This is a genomic window from Bacteroidota bacterium (assembly GCA_008933805.1).
Lineage (GTDB): Bacteria > Bacteroidota > Bacteroidia > UBA8524 > UBA8524 > SB11.
In genome coordinates this window covers 21232-37765 of sequence record WBUH01000014.1, presented here as the reverse complement: position 1 = coordinate 37765, position 16534 = coordinate 21232, and the positions used below count along the sequence as shown (strand labels likewise).

Genomic DNA, 16534 nt, shown 5'->3' with positions numbered 1-16534 from the left:
ATTGATTATGAAGAAGGCTTTTTACCAACTATTTTTTGCGATTGCATTTTTATGCATTGCTGCACAAGACACCAAAGCAGGGCACGTAATAGGTGCCGACATAACTTATGTAAACAAGGGTAACGATAGCTTATTGGTTACTTTACACCTGTACAGAGATTGCAATTCTATTGTTGCACCAATCCCCCCCATAAGTGTTACATCAGCCTGCAAAACTACCTACTTTCCTTTAACCCTAATTTCATCTACTGATATTACCGGTGTGGGGATTAACTGTAGTATGCAAAGCCGCTGCACAGGCAGCTACGCATACGGTGTTGAAGACCGCGTTTATACAACTACTGTTTATATTGGCGGAGATACCTGTTGTTTTTACCGTTTAGGCTGGAAGGATTGTTGCCGGGCAGCAAACATCACTACCGGCGCAGCAGGGAATTACTTTTATACAGAGGCTACCATAAACAAATGCCTTGCGCCAACCAATTCATCGCCGGTTTTTTCATCTACCCCACAGGTACTTCTTCCCGTAGGTCAAGATATTAGCCTGAATTTTAAAAACACCGACCCTAATTATGATATGCTCACCTATGAGCTAATTGACCCATACTCGGGTCTTGATACTATAATAAGTTATTCCGGTTCATGGTCTCCAACCAAACCTCTTACCTTTCTGGGCTTTCCAAATGCAAACCTTAGTCTTCCTGCCGGCTTCCATTTTGATAACTCTACCGGTCTTATTAGGTTTAGACCAACTAGACAAAATGAGGTTTTTGTTATTTCAGTTAAAGTTAGCGAATGGCGCATGATTAACGGAGTAAAAACCAAAATAGGTACGGTTATTAGAGATTTGCACCACATGGTTATTCCCTCGCCAAATAATAAAATCCCTTTATTTACAACCACATCTGATGATATTATGATGTGCGGTACTTCATCAACTTATTGTTTCAACATTACGGCTGATGATTACGATACTGATGATACTTTAACTTTTACGTTCGACCATTTATTGGATAGTGTTGTAATAACAAACATAGGCACTGTAAAAAGGCCGATAATGAAAGTATGTGTAACATTAGACTCGGCCGAAGTAAACTCAAACAAACCCTTAGAAATACTTGCAAAAGTATTTGATAACGTTTGCCCCCTAAGAGGAAGCAGCACAAAAGTGTATAAGCTGCGCATAGGGCCTCACATGCCCGATAGCTTTGCTTTAAACAAAGCACTAAGCTGCCGAAGGTTAGATGCTGCCTTTATAAATGGCTCATCCGTAACCTCTGGTTTTAATACTCTTTTCGAAATCAAATCGGCCAATAACACCTATACGGAGCCTACAGCCAATCTTCTTACTGTTAATGATGTGAAAGAATCGGGCTGGCACAAGATAAAAATGGTAGTTAGCTCTAATGCTTTTTGCGATACTCGTACTTACAACGATTCAATATTTATCCCACAATCCAATTTTATGTCGGTACAGGTGGGTAAAGACAGTTCGGTATGCTTTACTTCCGCTTATACGGTTTCATCAGCAATTACCAACGGAAACGCCCCATTTAAATACCAATGGAGCACGGGTGACTCAACCGCTGCTATTGCAAAAACATTGGCGTTGGGAACAAATACTTTCGGGCTTGAGCTAACCGACTCTGCAGGTTGCGTAGCAAAAGACACTGTGCTGGTAAAATACTATAATCCAACCGCTGTACTTAGCGGCGATACTGCTAAATGTGTAAACGACAGTATTACCCTTACCGCTACAGTAAGCAATACCATTAAACCTGTTTACCAATGGTCAGGTTTTGCGACAGGTCAAGCGGTTATCCGCACAAAATTAACAGCCTCAAAACAATTCGTTTTTGCATTAGCTGATAGTTCGGGTTGTTTACTTACCCAAACACATGATGTATTTGCTTCAGCTCCAATCGTAACCTTAACTCACGATCATACGCAATGTGTGGGCGATTCTATAAGGCTTTCATCCACCACCTCAGGAGGTTTAGGCACACACACGGTTGATTGGCCTATTTTCTCAAAAAGCGGAGAAAATATTGCCCTTAGCCCATCCGTTTCAGCAGGCAAAATATATTTTTATACAACTGTAACCGATGATTTGGGTTGCCAAAGCACCAAAACAGACTCCGTTACCATTAATGATTTGCCCGTTGTTAACCTAACTGCACCCGGCAGCCATTGTCAAAACACAGGACTGGTTTCATTAACGGCTTCACCAACAGGCGGTGCATGGAGCGGACCTTCTGTTACCGGTACTGATTTTAATACCAATACCAGCGGTGCAGGCAGCTTTACACTGAAATATTCTTATACCGACCCAACTACAGGTTGCTTGGGCGAAAAAACTACTCCGATAACCATTAATGCTACTCCTATCGCTGATTTTATGCCCAGCACTAATATGGGAAACAAACCTTTAATGGTGGGTTTGTTTAATACCACTGCTGATACCTCTGCAACGTGGAATTGGATAGTAAAAGACAGCACAGGCGCAGTAGTACATACCAGCACACAACGCCACACTACTTACACATTTACTACCGAGGGTAAATACACCGTTGTTTTAGTTGCTACCAAGGGCTCTTGCGCTGATACGGTTGAAAAAACCGATGTAATAGTGGTGACTTCGAATGTGGGTGTTGGCGAACTAATCCCAGCAAACGTAAAACTATACCCCAACCCTGCAAATGACTTTGTAGTTGTTGAAGCTGATGTTGAAATAAGTGCTGTAACAATAACTGACGCTTTGGGCAGGGTTTGGAATGCACCCATAAATATTGAAGGCAAAAAAGCTATTATAAATACTGAGGGTTTAAGTACTGCCACCTATATGATTAAAATAACCACCGTTGATGGTAAACAAGGGATAGCCCAAGTGGCTGTATTGCGCTAGCAACGTTTCATTTTAAAGTATATTGTAATTGCAAAACGGCCTCGTGTTTAAATACACGGGGTCGTTTGTTTTGTAATAATAGGTTCAAATTACCGTCATTGCCATGTCAAATGGTTATTTGGGGTAACAGCGGCTATTTATGTCTGGTATCTTTGCTATACCAACCACCTCGTGTTATGAAAAAACTATCATTACTCTTATTAGTATTTTTTGCTTCTGTTTCAATCTCACTTGGTGACCATTTGTTGGGCTCACAACTTGAATGCAAATCACTGGGAAACAAAAAGTATCTAATCACTCTAACCACCTATAGAGACTGTAACTCAATAAGCATAATAACAGGTCAATTATTTGCACTTTGCTCAGCAGGTTCAAAATCATTCAGCTTAACTCAAGTCTCAACTACCGATATTACCGGTACAAATAGCGCTTGTGGTGTATCAAGCAGTTGTTCGGGCAGTTTTTCCTATGGGTTTGAAAAACGTGTGTTTGAAAGTACAATTGATTTAAACAGCTTGAGTTGTTGCGAAGTAACCCTTAGCTGGGACCAGTGTTGCCGAAGCACATCCATAACTACCGGAGCCCAGGGTGCAAACTATTACACCGAAGCAATGATAAATACATGCATTGTTAGCAATTTTGAGTGGAGCAAAATAGACCCTGTTTTACTACTTACAGTCGGTACCGACCAAATTCTTAATTTTTCAGCTCAAGACCCTATAGAAAAGGATTCTATCAGTTATAAATTAATTAATCCGCAAAGTGCGCAAGGGAGCAATATTGCTTACGGAGGATCGTTTTCAGCACAAAAACCGATAACATTTTTAGGGTTTCCGAATGCTAACTTAAACAGCCCTGCCGGATTTCAGTTCGATGCCATTAGAGGAAACCTTACTTTTAGGCCCACCAAGCAAAATGAAATCACGGTTATTGTTGTAGAAGCTACTGAATGGAGAAAGATTGCGGGAACACCAACTATAATTGGAAGATATCGAAAAGAAGTTACTTTATTTGTTTCTCAATCATCAATAACGGGCGCTAACCGACCTCCGGTGCAAAAAGGCTCAGGGCTTTATGCCGCCTGCTCAGGTGATACCGGTATAGCAGTTATTGAAATTAATGAAAATGATGCTACCCAAGCTCTTACATTAAATCTTCAGCACAATCTTAAATGGGCATCTGCTAAACTTTTAGGCGGGGCTTACGGAAGAACTGTGTTTGTGCGGTACTTAACCGATAGTATGCCAATAGATGGAATTGAGAACGCATTTACGTTGGAGGTAAAAGATGATGCTTGCCCTGTTATGGGTAGGACTGTGAAAACATACGGCTTATGGAGATCCTATAATACGTTTACTGACAGTGCCACTATTAAAAAATCCTCGAGCTGCGGAAAAGCCCACTTTTCCTTAAACAACCGCCACCCGTCAGGGCTTGTAACATATACATGGGACATAAGTGCAAATGGGGTAGCCGCAACTGCAATAGCAGATAATATAACTGTTACTTTAAAAGATACCGGTTGGGTAAAAGCAGAAACGTGGGTAACCGCGGGATGCAGATATTATAAGTACGTTGATTCCATACATGTATCTAACTTAGAAATAGTAAAGGTGAGTGCAGGACGCGATACGATGTTATGCGGAGGTGCGGCAGTAACTATTGCTGCAAAACCTGTTTATGGTAAACCTCCCTATACCTACCAATGGTCAAGCGGTGCAACTACTGATACTACAACTATTATCCCCTTACTACACGGAAGAAATTACATGGTAGCTATGACAGATAGTAATGGTTGTGTTTCAAAAGACACTCTTTTCGTTAATTACATCTCCCCCACTATAACTCTTTCAGGAAATAAGGCAGTTTGCAAAAACGATAGTTTCCTTCTTTCAGCGTCCTTTTATGGCACAGCAAACCCTTCGTTTGGATGGAAGGGCTTTACAGCCAACACTTTACAAATAAAAACTGCTATAACAACTGCCACAACCTTTGTTTTTGAAGTGCAAGACAGTGGTTGTTTATTTAAGGATAGCATGACCGTACTTTCTTCGGCACCTACACTCACCTACCAGCACGACAGTGTGTATTGCATCGGGGATACTATGACGCTTACTGTAACTGCATCAGGGGGTGTTCCTCCTTATACGATATATTGGGACACTTACACATTAACGGGTACTTCTGTAAAGGTAGCTACTAAAAACAGTGCCCCGGGCTATACCTATTTTACAACAAGGGTCTCGGATTCTATAATGTGTAAAACCACAATAAATGGTAGAGCATTACTAAATCCCATACCTGCATTAACTCTTACAAAATTACCCCCCGTTTGTATTACTACTCCAAATGTAAACCTTGCGACAGCAGTAACTCCAACGGGTGGAATTTGGAACGGTAATGGAGTAACCGCAGGAAGCTTCAGTCCTTCTGCGGCAGGCACAGGCCTCCATTACCTGCAATACGACTACACCGACCCGCTAACAGGCTGCTCTAATACCACAAAAACGTTTCAACGGGTTATAAATCCACCGATTATAAATTTCACCGCTGACAGTAATACAGTAATACAAGGCACTGTATTGCAATTTGTAAACCAATCAACGGCAGATACTTCCTTTACTAATAAATGGGTGTTTGGATTACCTGAAACGCCTGCTAACACAAGAACAACAGGAGATGTTAAGTTTCCGTTCAACGATACAGGACTGTATACTGTAAAATTGGTGGTAAACGACGGCTTTTGTAAACCTGATTCTATTATAAAAACTAATTATATAAGGGTTTATGAACCCAAACAGTCCTCAATTGGAGTTGGCGATATAACTGCTGAACAACTAAAAGCATTTCCGAATCCTGCAAATAACTTTGTGATTGTAGAAACGGATACCGAAATAAGTACTGTAATAATAACTGATGTTTTGGGCAGGGTTTGGAATGTACCTGCTACAATTGACGGCCAAAAAGCAACCATAAATACTGAAGGTTTAAGCACTGCTACTTATGTAATCAAAATTACTACTGCTGACGGCAGGCATGGAACAGCACAAATAGCTGTATTGCATTGATAAATTTCATTCTATAAATGTCTTAACTGCAAAAGGCTTTGTGTTTTGTAAATACAACATCATTTTTGGGTCAACGTATTGTAATATTGGTATTTAACACACATTTATAATTTTTTATATTTTTAATTTTGAATTACAAATCTATCTGTGATTCCTATGAAGAAATTTATACTTTCAGCCATATTGCTATTCATCTGTTTTAGCGCAATTAAAGGTTCGCATATATTAGGGGGTGAGATTACTTATAAATACCTTTCGCAAAATAAATATTGGGTAACGCTTACATTGTATCGCGACTGTGGTAGTTCCTCGCAAATTTCAGGTGGGGTAATAGTCGCATCGTGCAATACCGACAGTGCGGCATTTACATTAACAAAAACCAAAGTTACTGATATTACCCAAACCAACCCTGCTTGTGGCGGGGCATTAGGGACCTGCGGAATAGGAACGTTTCCGTACGGGATAGAAGCAAATGTATGGGAAGGGGAAATAGACCTTTCCTCATTTAACTGTTGCGAAATAACGCTTAGTAGGCAAGAATGTTGCGGCGGCGGCTACTCAACCATTAGCGCATCATCTACCGTTCTTTATTTTGAAGCAAAACTTAATAAGTGCTTGCAAAACTCCTCGCCCGTATTTGATAAAATGCCAACATTTTTATTACCCGTTGCAAAGGATGCCTTCATCAGTTACCACGCAGTGGATAGCTTATCAGGTGATAGTATTTCTTATGAGCTGACTTCGCCCAGAAGAGATGCTTCAACAGCTATTACTTACAGCGGCTCGCACAGTGCTGCAAAACCCATTACTTTTTTGGGGTTTCCAAATGCTGCACTAAATCTTCCCGGTGGGTTTAGCCTTGATAATAGTAACGGTACAGGTAATCTTGCTTTCAGACCGGTTAAAGCAAATGAAAAAACCCTGCTTTCATTAAAAGTAACTGAATGGAGGAAAGTTAACGGGGTAATGACCATAATAGGGCAAATTAATCGTGTTCACAGTATCGAGATGTATTCTCCCTCAGGCAATGAAGGGCCTACTTTTCTTAAACCTGCGGCAAATGTTTTTAACATCTGCGATTCAATCGGTACGCATTGCTTCGAAATTTCCATTAAAGACAGTGATGCCGGTGATTCTGTTATTTTATCATGGCAGCATAACCTCAAAAATGCCACTTTCTCCAGAACCGGAAGTGCCAACGCACCCGTGTTGAAAGTTTGCTTTTTAGTAGATTCAGCAGAATACTTTTCGGGCACACAACGATATATTATGGTTACTGCTGAAGACAATGCCTGCCCGAAAGCAGTTTCAATCACCAAAACCTTCGTTATAGGGATGCGTTCAAAAAACATCCCCGACCTTTTTACCATTAACAAAGCAAATAATTGTACAAGCATTACTTGGAGTGCTAACAGTAACAACAACTACCATGTTGACTATAATTGGAATGTACAAGCACCCGATAGTACTTATAACAGCACCAACAGGTTTGTACTTACCAAACACCTAAACACTCCCGGCATTAGCAGGGCTAAACTAACTGTTAGCTCTCCTGATTATTGTAATAGCCAGACAATGTATGACTCGACGATTGTGCCCACGTCAATAAAAATCAAAGCCCGTTTAGGTGCCGATACTGTTTTGTGTAATGATTCCATCATTTCCATTCAGCCTGTAGTTACTGATTTTATAGCCCCGCTAAATTACATTTGGGGCAATGATACTGTAACAGGTGCTTACACTATCCACGTTCCAAAAGGCATTAATACCTACACGGTAAAAGTAGTTGACAGTGCCGGGTGTACCTCCACAGATACTATAAAAATTAGTTATGCCGCACCACAAGTAGTTGCTTCGGGAGCTTACGTGCTATGCAAGGGAGGCTCCATTAATCTCACTGCAGCTATGAACGATACTGTAAGTCCGGTTTACAGTTGGGATGGATATTCGTTGCAGCAACAAACAATCAATGATTTTCCGGCTTCTTCAAGGTTATATATATTTAAGCTAAACGACTTGGGATGCGAAACCTCTGATACTGTAGTTGTAACCGTTAACAATCCTAAAATAAATATAACCGGAAACACAGAAGCTTGCTTGCGGGATAGTGTTGTATTAACTGCAAACGTTAGCGGTACCGCATCGCCGTACAATATTGTTTGGAAGCCTTCAAACACCGGCAACAACAGCTTAATTGTTTATGAGACACAACAATTCGGTCCGCTGCAGTTTCTTGCCACGGTAACCGATAGCGTGGGCTGTAAAGACTCTGCAACGCATACCCTCTTATACAAACCCTTGCCCGCACTGCAGGGTATGTTTAGCCCCCTCGTGTGCATTACTATCGATACTATTGATTTAACAACTGCGATTGTACCAACCGGAGGCGTATGGAGCGGAACAGCCGTTACAGGCAATTATTTTATGCCCCCTGTGGCCGGAAGAGGATTGCACTATCAAAAATACCAATACACAAGCCCTTCATCGGGCTGTACAAACTCACTCAGTACATATTTTAGGGTCATGGCAACTCCTGCAATAGATTTCACAGCCAACAACACAACAGTAGCCAAAAACACTGAGGTAAGTTTTACTAACCTTACTACTGCCGATACTGCCTTTACAAGTAAGTGGGTATTTGGATTACCTGAAACAGCGTTGAACACCAAAACAGATAAAGACCCTAAATTTACTTTTGCCGATACGGGATTATATACCGTAAAATTGGTGATTAACGATGGCGTTTGCGAGCCCGATACTGTAATAAAAACTAATTATATAAGGGTTAGTCAGCCAACCAACGTTAACCTGATTGCAGGTAAACCCGAAGCGCTAAAAATATACCCTAACCCTGCGACTAACCAAGTTTGGCTGGCCTTACCAAAAGGTGAAAATATTGCTGTAATACTTCTTACCGATATTATGGGCAGGGAGATAAAAAATATTGAGGTTATCGGGGATAAATTACTACTAACTGATTTAAATACAGGAGTTTATATGCTGAGAGTGTTTACGGATGCAAAAAAAGCATACAGCGGTTCAATAATTATAGAATAATTATTTAATCGAAAAGCAGATAACACAGGCAACTAAACCGCTACAATACGGGTTCTTTTTCCTATTACACATAAAGAACCTGTATTGTATGCAAAATCTCTACAAAGTATTATTCGTTATTTTATTGCTTATTTTATCAAAAGCAGCTCTACAGGCAAACCTTATTGCAGGGGGCAATATTAGCTACCGCTCCATCGATTCGACAAATTACCTTGTTACTACGCGAATATTTGCTTTATGCGGGGATAGTACTTTTACCCCTTACGACAGCTTAACCATAAGCTATGCAAACACTACCTATAAAATGGGTATGGTGCTTCAAACCGTAACCGATGTTACGGGTACATACTACAATTGCCCAACGGGTAGCAAGTGTAACGGTACAGGCACTTATGGAATAAAAGAATACCTATATACCACCCTAATTAACCTAAGCGGCAGCAGTTGCGAAGTAACCGTTGGCTGGCAAGGGAATAACCGCTATAGCAATATCTCAACAGGCCAAGCCAATACTCCCACCTATATTTATGCACTGATAAACAAGTGTGTCGGTAATAACTCGGTACACCCAACCCTTACACCCCATTTTATTAATGTTGTTGGACAAGACCTTTCCATGTCAGTGGGTTTTATAGACACCATTGATAATGATTCTGTAGGATTTAGATTGGCTTTTCCTTTAATCGGACCAAATTCTGTTGCCTCGCACAGTGGAAGTTGGTCACCAAATAGGCCATTATCCTTTTTAGGATTTCCTAACACGACTCTCTCTTATCCCGCCGGTTTTCATTTTGACAGTACCACATCACAACTATCTTTTCGTCCCACAAGACAATACGAAGTTGCCATAATCAGTATTGAGGCTATTGAGTATAGGCGGATTAACGGAGTCATGACTGCCGTTGGAAAGACTCTTATGGAACATTTGGTGATGATCTTTCCTAGCCCCAACAACAAGACTCCTAGGCTAACCGGCTCCCCAACTTATAGCGTTTGCGCCGGCAAAGAAATATGTATTTCCTTTACGCCAACCGACCCTGATACCGATGACACACTTAGGATGGAATGGAACAACGGGATAAAAAATGCTATGTTTACCATTAACCAAAACGGAAAATACCCAACGGGTACTTTTTGCTGGACCCCTACACAAGCAGATATACGTAACTGGCCGCACTACTTTGAAGTGAGGGTTAATGATGACGAATGCGGGCCTAATGCAAAAACCACAAGGGTATTTGGTATTACCGTATATCCTGAGCCTGACTCTGCATTCATAGAAATTGAAAAGAAAGAGGTAAAATGCTCACAGTTCTTATTAAAAATGAAATTAGGAGCTAACAGCACCGTTAAACGGAAAATTGTTGCCACAGGAGGAACTATTTTGGCAATCAGTCAAGATTCTGTACTGATTAATTTTGACAGTAGCGGGTGGTTTCCGTACACCGTAACTACCACCTTCAACAACTCGTGCAGCTTTGTAACCAAAGATTCCGTTTTCATACAGCTTCCTTACCATCTCACCCTAAATAAAACAGCCGATACCAGCGTTTGCCCTGCCGATACCTTCACATTAACCCTTTCCCCCAAAATTGGTACACCACCATACATCCACCAATGGACATCCATTAATCACGTTGGCACAAGTTACCAAACAGCTATTACACAACCCAAAACCTATATCATCAATACTACCGACAGTATAGGGTGCTTAGTTATTGACACTATTAAAACTGGTGTTTTTGTAAAAGGTAAGGTTACTATTACTTCGCCTGATAGTGTTTGTAACAACCATACCCCGTACGTTATTACAGGCCTACCCGCAGGCGGGCAGTGGATAGCCCCCGCAGGCAGTATTGTTGGTGATAGTCTGTTGCCGCATACATTACCCATAGGACGCAGCAAAATACACTATGAAACGCCTGACAGTAACGGTTGTGCCATTAAAGACAGCACCGTAATAGTTGTCCTGCAAGCCCCTGTTGTTTCATTTACCACGGACACCTTGTACGGACATCCCCCTGTTCAGGTAAATTTTGAGGGAACAGCAACACCAAAAGCAATCCGCTGGCGTTGGGAAATCTTTACTGCCGATTCTGCTTTTGCCGATACAACCATAGTTGGCGACAGTACTTATACTCACACTTTTAACGATACCGGAAAATATAGCATGCGGTTAACAGCTTATACTGCAAACTGCCAAAATACAACATCAGGCACGCACCAAATTATAGTGGGGCCGTTAGCGTGGGTCGGATATCATACTAGTGAGCAACTAAAAATATACCCCAACCCTGCCAAAGATGTTTTTACGGTGCAGTTATTAAACGGTGAAACGGTGAAATCAATCACGCTAACAGATGTTACAGGTAAGGCAATCAATGGAGTAATGGTAACGGGTAACAACGTACATATACAGAATGTGGACGCTGGCTTTTATTTATTAAAAATAATTACTGATAACCACCATTTATACAAAGCCACGTTGATAGTAGAATAATACATTCGACGAAATAATTCAGATAAAAGCAACCCTTTTTCATATAAAGGCTTCCTATCCTTTAAGGAACCGGAGCCTTATTTGATTAATGCCTTATGGCATAACTAACCTAATTTAAATTTTTATGAAAAAGTTATTTGTTGCACTCTTTCTTTCATTGCTGCTCTCCGCAAAACTTTTAAATGCCACGCATGTAATGGGCGGAGATATTACCTATAAACATCACGCCGGAGACTCTTTACTCGTAACGCTTAAAGTATACCGTGATTGTAATGGTATAGCGCTATTAAACATTCCTCTTATTGTTACCTCTGAAAAAGGGGCAACAGCACAGGTTACACTCACACAAATATCTGTGAAAGATATTACAGGGGTATTGCCCAAATGCAGCTTGCAAAGCAAGTGCTCCGGCGGTTCTTACCCTTATGGATTTGAAGAGTATATTTTTACGGGTTTTGTTGTACTGCCAAACGATAGTAGCTGTAAGTATACCCTTAGTTGGGAGCAATGCTGCCGAAATTCAGCCATAACAACAGGTTCAGCAAATGCGCACTCTTACATCGAAACCAAACTTGATAAGTGTTTGGCATACGGGAACTCGTCGCCTGAATTTGTGCGTGAACCGATTATTGTGCTTGGTTATGGACAAAACGTAAGTCTTACCCACGCCGCAAGAGACGCTGACGGTGATTTGGTAACGTATGAACTAGTAAACCCGCTGTCGGGTGCTAACCAATCTATCGCTTACAGCGGCTCTTTTTCATCAAAAAAACCGTTAACCTTTTTAGGCTTTCCTAATACAAGTTTAAACCACCCCGCAGGATTCAGATTCGACAGCCTTACCAGTAACATGTCTTTCCGTCCCACAAAACAAAACGAGGTTACTGTAGTAAGTATCAAGGCCAAAGAATGGAGAAAAATTAACGGTTCTTATGTTCAAATTGGTGAGGTAATTCGCGATATACAATTATTGGTAGTGTCATTTCCTAACAACAAAGTGCCTCAAATTGGTGTACCCAACCAATCCAACATATTTGCTTGTACGGCAGGAAATCACTGCATAACCATTCCTGTAACTGACGGGGACATTGATGATACCTTAAGTTATTCGTATGCACACAACCTTAGCAATGCTGTTGTAACAGATACTACCGTAAACGATACGCTAAAGGTGACTATTTGCTTTAACGTGACGCAGGCGATGCTTGTTAGCGGAAACTATTTCTTCACATTATTTGTGCAGGATAATGCCTGCCCTATGGTTGGCAAAACCGAGAAAACCTACCATTTAAGGACATCGGCTTTGGTAAGTGCACCCCATCCCCAAAAATCCATTTATTGCGAGTCTGCTCCGTCGGTTACATTAGCCACACCCCCTTCAGGAAACTCCGTTTGGAGTGGAAACGGAGTACTAAAAATGGGAACTGTTTATACATTTAAACCTTATGATGCCCAACCGGGCTGGCACCAACTTAATTTCAGTTATATAGATTCTCTTAACTGCACTGCTAAGGATAGCTTGCTGGTAAGAGTAGTAGCGCGCCCTTCTATCGGCTTTACTGTTAATGATTCAGTAGGCTTACAAAACGATACGTTTTACTTTACCAATACATCCACTGCTGATACTACCTTTATTAGTCGGTGGAATTTCGGCGACTCAGGAAGTATGGTAAATACTTTTGGATACAATGCCCGACATATCTACAATAACTCTGGCGAGTATACGATAAGCCTCTCTATTAATAATGGAATTTGCCCTGCCGAATTATTGGTAAAAACCAATTACATAAAAATAGGCAGCAATTACCTTTCTGTACAATCGCCGGTTGAGTTAGGGCTACACATTTACCCCTCTCCTGCTTCGGAAACAGTGGTTATTGAAGCCGTGAGCGAACTGAAAGAAGTGTTGCTGGTAGATGTGTTGGGCAAAGCACACCGCTTTGCTGCAAACGGCAACAAAGCTGAATTAAACATCAGCGAGTTGGCCGCGGGTACTTACCTTATTAAAGCTATTGATACTCAAGGCAAACAATACACAGGAAAAGTATTGATACAACGGTAATCCTGAGGTTGGCGAAGGGGATTAAAAAACAGGTTTAAACTGCTCAAACGCTTGCAGGCAGTTATTGCAATAATGCAATGCCCTGCACAACGTAGGCCCGAAAGGAGATTTGAGAGTAGTATTGCGGCTTCCGCAATACGGGCAAGCCACATCGTTTAAAACATCCAGTTCAATATAACCGGGCTTGCGCTCCACAGGGGGTGCAAGCCCGTGTTTTAATAAGGCTTGTTTGCCTTTTTCAGTAATACGGTCAGTAGTCCATGCCACATCAAACGTAGTTTCTACTTCAATGCGGGGAATGTCCATTTTTTGCAATCGCTCGCGCACCATGTCTTCCATCACGCGCAAAGCAGGACAGCCTGAAAACGTAGGCGTCATGTGCACCTTCACGCCGTTACCGCCGTCCAGTACATCCACTCCGGTAATAATCCCCAAATCCACCATTGATATGGTTGGAATTTCAGGATCCATTACCTCCTCAAGCGCACTCCATATATCTTTTTCTTCTATCATGCTGTTGGCTTCTTTTTTTAGCGTTTAGAAACCCGATGATTGTTAATCAGAAACTCTCTTACCACTCTGCACCCGGGTCAATGCGGAATACTTCCGTCATTTCGTCCAACAGGGGTTGCAGGTGGGCACTGTGTTGGCCTTTACGTCCACCATATACAGGCTGCCAAGTATTTTCAGCAGGCAGGCGCAAGTTGGCCTTCAATATCACAGGAGTAATCGCCTCTAGCCAACGTTCTTGCAATGCTTTCTCGCCAATAAAAATGCCCTCGCCTATTAGTTGTTCCTCAGCATCGCCGGGCTCAAAAATGCCCAAAGCAAGGTTAAACGTTGCGTCAAGTGCATTTTGCATACGGGCATGACTTTCTTCGTTACCATTACCCAACTTCATCAAAAACGTATCGCCGTGAAACACGTGGTACTTCACTTCGCCTTTTACTTTACGGGCTACTTTAGCCAACGGTGAAAACGACGAAGTGGCCAACGATTCAAAACGCAACAAATCGGCATGGTCGTACAAAAAGTGGCGCACAAGGCTAAAATCATACTCGCCGTTGGGTTGCTCCACTAACTGGCTGCAGTGAAACTGGTTAGCGTTGCGCATAAACGCAATAGTATCGGGGTCTTGCTCACCCATTTGGTTCAAAATGGTGTACAGAGCCAATGCTTGGCCGATTTTGTCCTGCGCCATTGATGAAAAAGCAATATCCTCTTCCAACAACGGGCCAAAACCTGTCCATTCACCGTTTCTATGGCCTATAATCAACAGGTCGTCGGCCATTTTATACAATAACTCTTTTATGTGTAGTTGGTCGCTCATTGCAGTAAGTATTAGGCTTGTTGCGCTTGCTCTTCTTTAAATTTATTAATACGGTCAACCACTTTGTAAATGGCCGCCTCACGGTATTGTTTATCGGGTACGGTACTGAAAATATCTTCGTCATCGTAGTCCGTAGCAAACATATCGGCGGTTTTGGCCACCCACATATTTACGCATACACCTCGCCTGCCGTATTGCTCTTTGGCAAATAATAAGGCCATTTCAATATTGGGTGCGTGTAACGAACCAACGTGCACATGGTGTTCGCCGCGCTTTTTTTGGGCAAATACCTCGTAGGTTTCAAATTGGTCTAATTTTTCTAACGGATGCTCAAACGGCTTCTCATCATCTATCTGTGCCCTTGACACACGGGGGTCTAACGATTTGATAATCATAGTACAGTAGTATAAAACTAACGCAAGTTAGTTTAATGATTTTATATAAACAAATAGGAGCAATTTTGTGTTTAGATATGAGACTTTTACTGCTTGAAAAGTGTTGAAGATTACTGTCTAAGTGTCTCCAACGAAGACTAAAGAATAAAAATTAGTCGAATTGTATTACTTCCGCTGCACAAAATATGTTTTTGCACACTACTATTTAGAACAATTACAAACTATTTTTTGTATATTGCTGTTATATTTGACAGCGCAACATTGTTAAATTTTTAAACAAATGTATTCTTCTGAAGCTATATCAGCATGGTTTGTCAATAAAGGAATTGACACTTCAAATTATGTTACCCAAATGAAGGTGCAAAAAGTTGTTTTCTTTGCGCAAGGCTTATGTTTGGCTTTTCATGGATTTCCAATAGTAAATGAAGAATTTGAGGCTTGGAAATATGGCCCTGTTTTACCAAAAATTTACAGATTTTATAATCGTTGGGGGTCAATGCCGATAACAAAAAAAGCTGAGTTTGGACTTGTTCAAGACGGCAATGAAATATTCGGCATAGATGTTTTCCCAGATAACATAGAAAAAATATTAGATCTTACTTGGGAAGCAACTAAAAATGTTGACGCAGCAGTATTGTCTGGTTGGACACATATAAAGGGATCTCCTTGGGATAAACATTATATTGAAGGGAAAAACAACCGTATCCCAAACGAGGAAATAAAAGCCTACTTTTTAGAAAAAGTCATTAAGAAAAAAGATGGCTCTGACGGAAAATAAAAATGTTATCTCTTTTTTTAGTGAACAAGGGGATCTAATTCAGTTATCATCATTAGATGATGAAAAACAAGAGTTAGACTTAGAGGCGAAAAGATTAAAAAATGAGGAGAGTAAACTCAAGCTCACAGCTCTTAAAGAATATTTAGAGGCTCGTAAAGATTTTGCAAACCTTATATTCACTTTAGTATGCGTTTGGTTGTTTTTTATTCTTGTCATTGTTATTGCGACAGGTAAAGGCAATTTGGTATTGTCAGACACCGTTTTAGTCGCGCTAATTACCACCACAACTATAAATGTATGTGGGTTTTTATATGTAATTGCAAAATTTCTTTTTCCATCTAAAGAAAATCCAATTTAAAAATAAATCATCCTCAACGTGTTATAATATCCTAGTATTTAGTGTTCAATACTGCATTGTGCCAACTATAATTTTGATAGA

Annotated in this window: 10 protein-coding genes; 7 read left to right on the top strand and 3 right to left on the bottom strand. The window is 40.9% G+C overall.

Annotated elements, in window-relative coordinates; genetic code table 11:
- The first annotated feature begins 7 nt into the window (after nt 1-7).
- The 5 genes from F9K23_13755 (at nt 8) to F9K23_13735 (ending at nt 13592) form a co-directional block, all read left to right on the top strand.
- Nucleotides 8-2905 carry a T9SS type A sorting domain-containing protein gene (locus F9K23_13755; GenBank protein KAB2914487.1) on the top strand — a complete coding sequence of 966 codons (2898 nt, stop codon included), beginning with the start codon at nt 8-10 and terminating at the stop codon, nt 2903-2905.
- A 110-nt stretch (nt 2906-3015) separates the two neighbouring features.
- Nucleotides 3016-5973 carry a T9SS type A sorting domain-containing protein gene (locus F9K23_13750; GenBank protein KAB2914486.1) on the top strand — a complete coding sequence of 986 codons (2958 nt, stop codon included), beginning with the start codon at nt 3016-3018 and terminating at the stop codon, nt 5971-5973.
- Nucleotides 5974-6129: 156 nt separating this feature from the next.
- A complete protein-coding gene (locus F9K23_13745; GenBank protein KAB2914485.1) occupies nt 6130-9030 on the top strand; it encodes a T9SS type A sorting domain-containing protein in 2901 nt (966 codons plus the stop codon).
- Between the two features lie 88 nt (nt 9031-9118).
- Nucleotides 9119-11530, top strand: coding sequence for a T9SS type A sorting domain-containing protein (locus F9K23_13740; protein ID KAB2914484.1), 2412 nt, complete (start codon nt 9119-9121; stop codon nt 11528-11530).
- Between the two features lie 124 nt (nt 11531-11654).
- A complete protein-coding gene (locus F9K23_13735) occupies nt 11655-13592 on the top strand; it encodes a T9SS type A sorting domain-containing protein (protein ID KAB2914483.1) in 1938 nt (645 codons plus the stop codon).
- Nucleotides 13593-13613: 21 nt separating this feature from the next.
- Here F9K23_13735 and paaJ read toward each other — a convergent pair whose 3' ends face one another.
- Genes paaJ through F9K23_13720 form a run of 3 tightly spaced genes read right to left on the bottom strand, consistent with a single transcriptional unit; the run spans nt 13614 to nt 15317 of the window.
- A complete protein-coding gene (gene paaJ / locus F9K23_13730; GenBank protein ID KAB2914482.1) occupies nt 13614-14105 on the bottom strand; it encodes a phenylacetate-CoA oxygenase subunit PaaJ in 492 nt (163 codons plus the stop codon).
- Nucleotides 14106-14163: 58 nt separating this feature from the next.
- The gene (paaC, locus tag F9K23_13725) at nt 14164-14922 is read right to left on the bottom strand and encodes a phenylacetate-CoA oxygenase subunit PaaC (GenBank protein KAB2914481.1); all 759 of its coding nucleotides are present in this window, start codon (nt 14920-14922) and stop codon (nt 14164-14166) included.
- An 11-nt stretch (nt 14923-14933) separates the two neighbouring features.
- Nucleotides 14934-15317: a 1,2-phenylacetyl-CoA epoxidase subunit B gene (locus tag F9K23_13720; protein KAB2914480.1), complete on the bottom strand. Its 384-nt coding sequence runs from the start codon at nt 15315-15317 to the stop codon at nt 14934-14936.
- A gap of 280 nt (nt 15318-15597) precedes the next feature.
- On the opposite strand from F9K23_13720, the gene F9K23_13715 reads away from it, so the two are divergent.
- Nucleotides 15598-16095: a DUF4065 domain-containing protein gene (locus tag F9K23_13715; GenBank protein KAB2914479.1), complete on the top strand. Its 498-nt coding sequence runs from the start codon at nt 15598-15600 to the stop codon at nt 16093-16095.
- Nucleotides 16076-16453 carry a hypothetical protein gene (locus F9K23_13710; GenBank protein ID KAB2914478.1) on the top strand — a complete coding sequence of 126 codons (378 nt, stop codon included), beginning with the start codon at nt 16076-16078 and terminating at the stop codon, nt 16451-16453. Before F9K23_13715 ends, F9K23_13710 begins: the two co-directional genes overlap by 20 nt.
- The last annotated feature ends 81 nt before the right edge of the window (nt 16454-16534 follow it).

What these genes read in the sequence shown, in the direction of transcription:
- F9K23_13755 (KAB2914487.1), top strand. Translation starts at nt 8, where the DNA reads ATGAAGAAGGCTTTTTACCAACTATTTTTTGCGATTGCATTTTTATGC.
- F9K23_13750 (KAB2914486.1), top strand. Translation starts at nt 3,016, where the DNA reads ATGGTTATTTGGGGTAACAGCGGCTATTTATGTCTGGTATCTTTGCTA.
- F9K23_13745 (KAB2914485.1), top strand. Translation starts at nt 6,130, where the DNA reads ATGAAGAAATTTATACTTTCAGCCATATTGCTATTCATCTGTTTTAGC.
- F9K23_13740 (KAB2914484.1), top strand. Translation starts at nt 9,119, where the DNA reads ATGCAAAATCTCTACAAAGTATTATTCGTTATTTTATTGCTTATTTTA.
- F9K23_13735 (KAB2914483.1), top strand. Translation starts at nt 11,655, where the DNA reads ATGAAAAAGTTATTTGTTGCACTCTTTCTTTCATTGCTGCTCTCCGCA.
- paaJ (KAB2914482.1), bottom strand. Translation starts at nt 14,105, where the DNA reads ATGATAGAAGAAAAAGATATATGGAGTGCGCTTGAGGAGGTAATGGAT.
- paaC (KAB2914481.1), bottom strand. Translation starts at nt 14,922, where the DNA reads ATGAGCGACCAACTACACATAAAAGAGTTATTGTATAAAATGGCCGAC.
- F9K23_13720 (KAB2914480.1), bottom strand. Translation starts at nt 15,317, where the DNA reads ATGATTATCAAATCGTTAGACCCCCGTGTGTCAAGGGCACAGATAGAT.
- F9K23_13715 (KAB2914479.1), top strand. Translation starts at nt 15,598, where the DNA reads ATGTATTCTTCTGAAGCTATATCAGCATGGTTTGTCAATAAAGGAATT.
- F9K23_13710 (KAB2914478.1), top strand. Translation starts at nt 16,076, where the DNA reads ATGGCTCTGACGGAAAATAAAAATGTTATCTCTTTTTTTAGTGAACAA.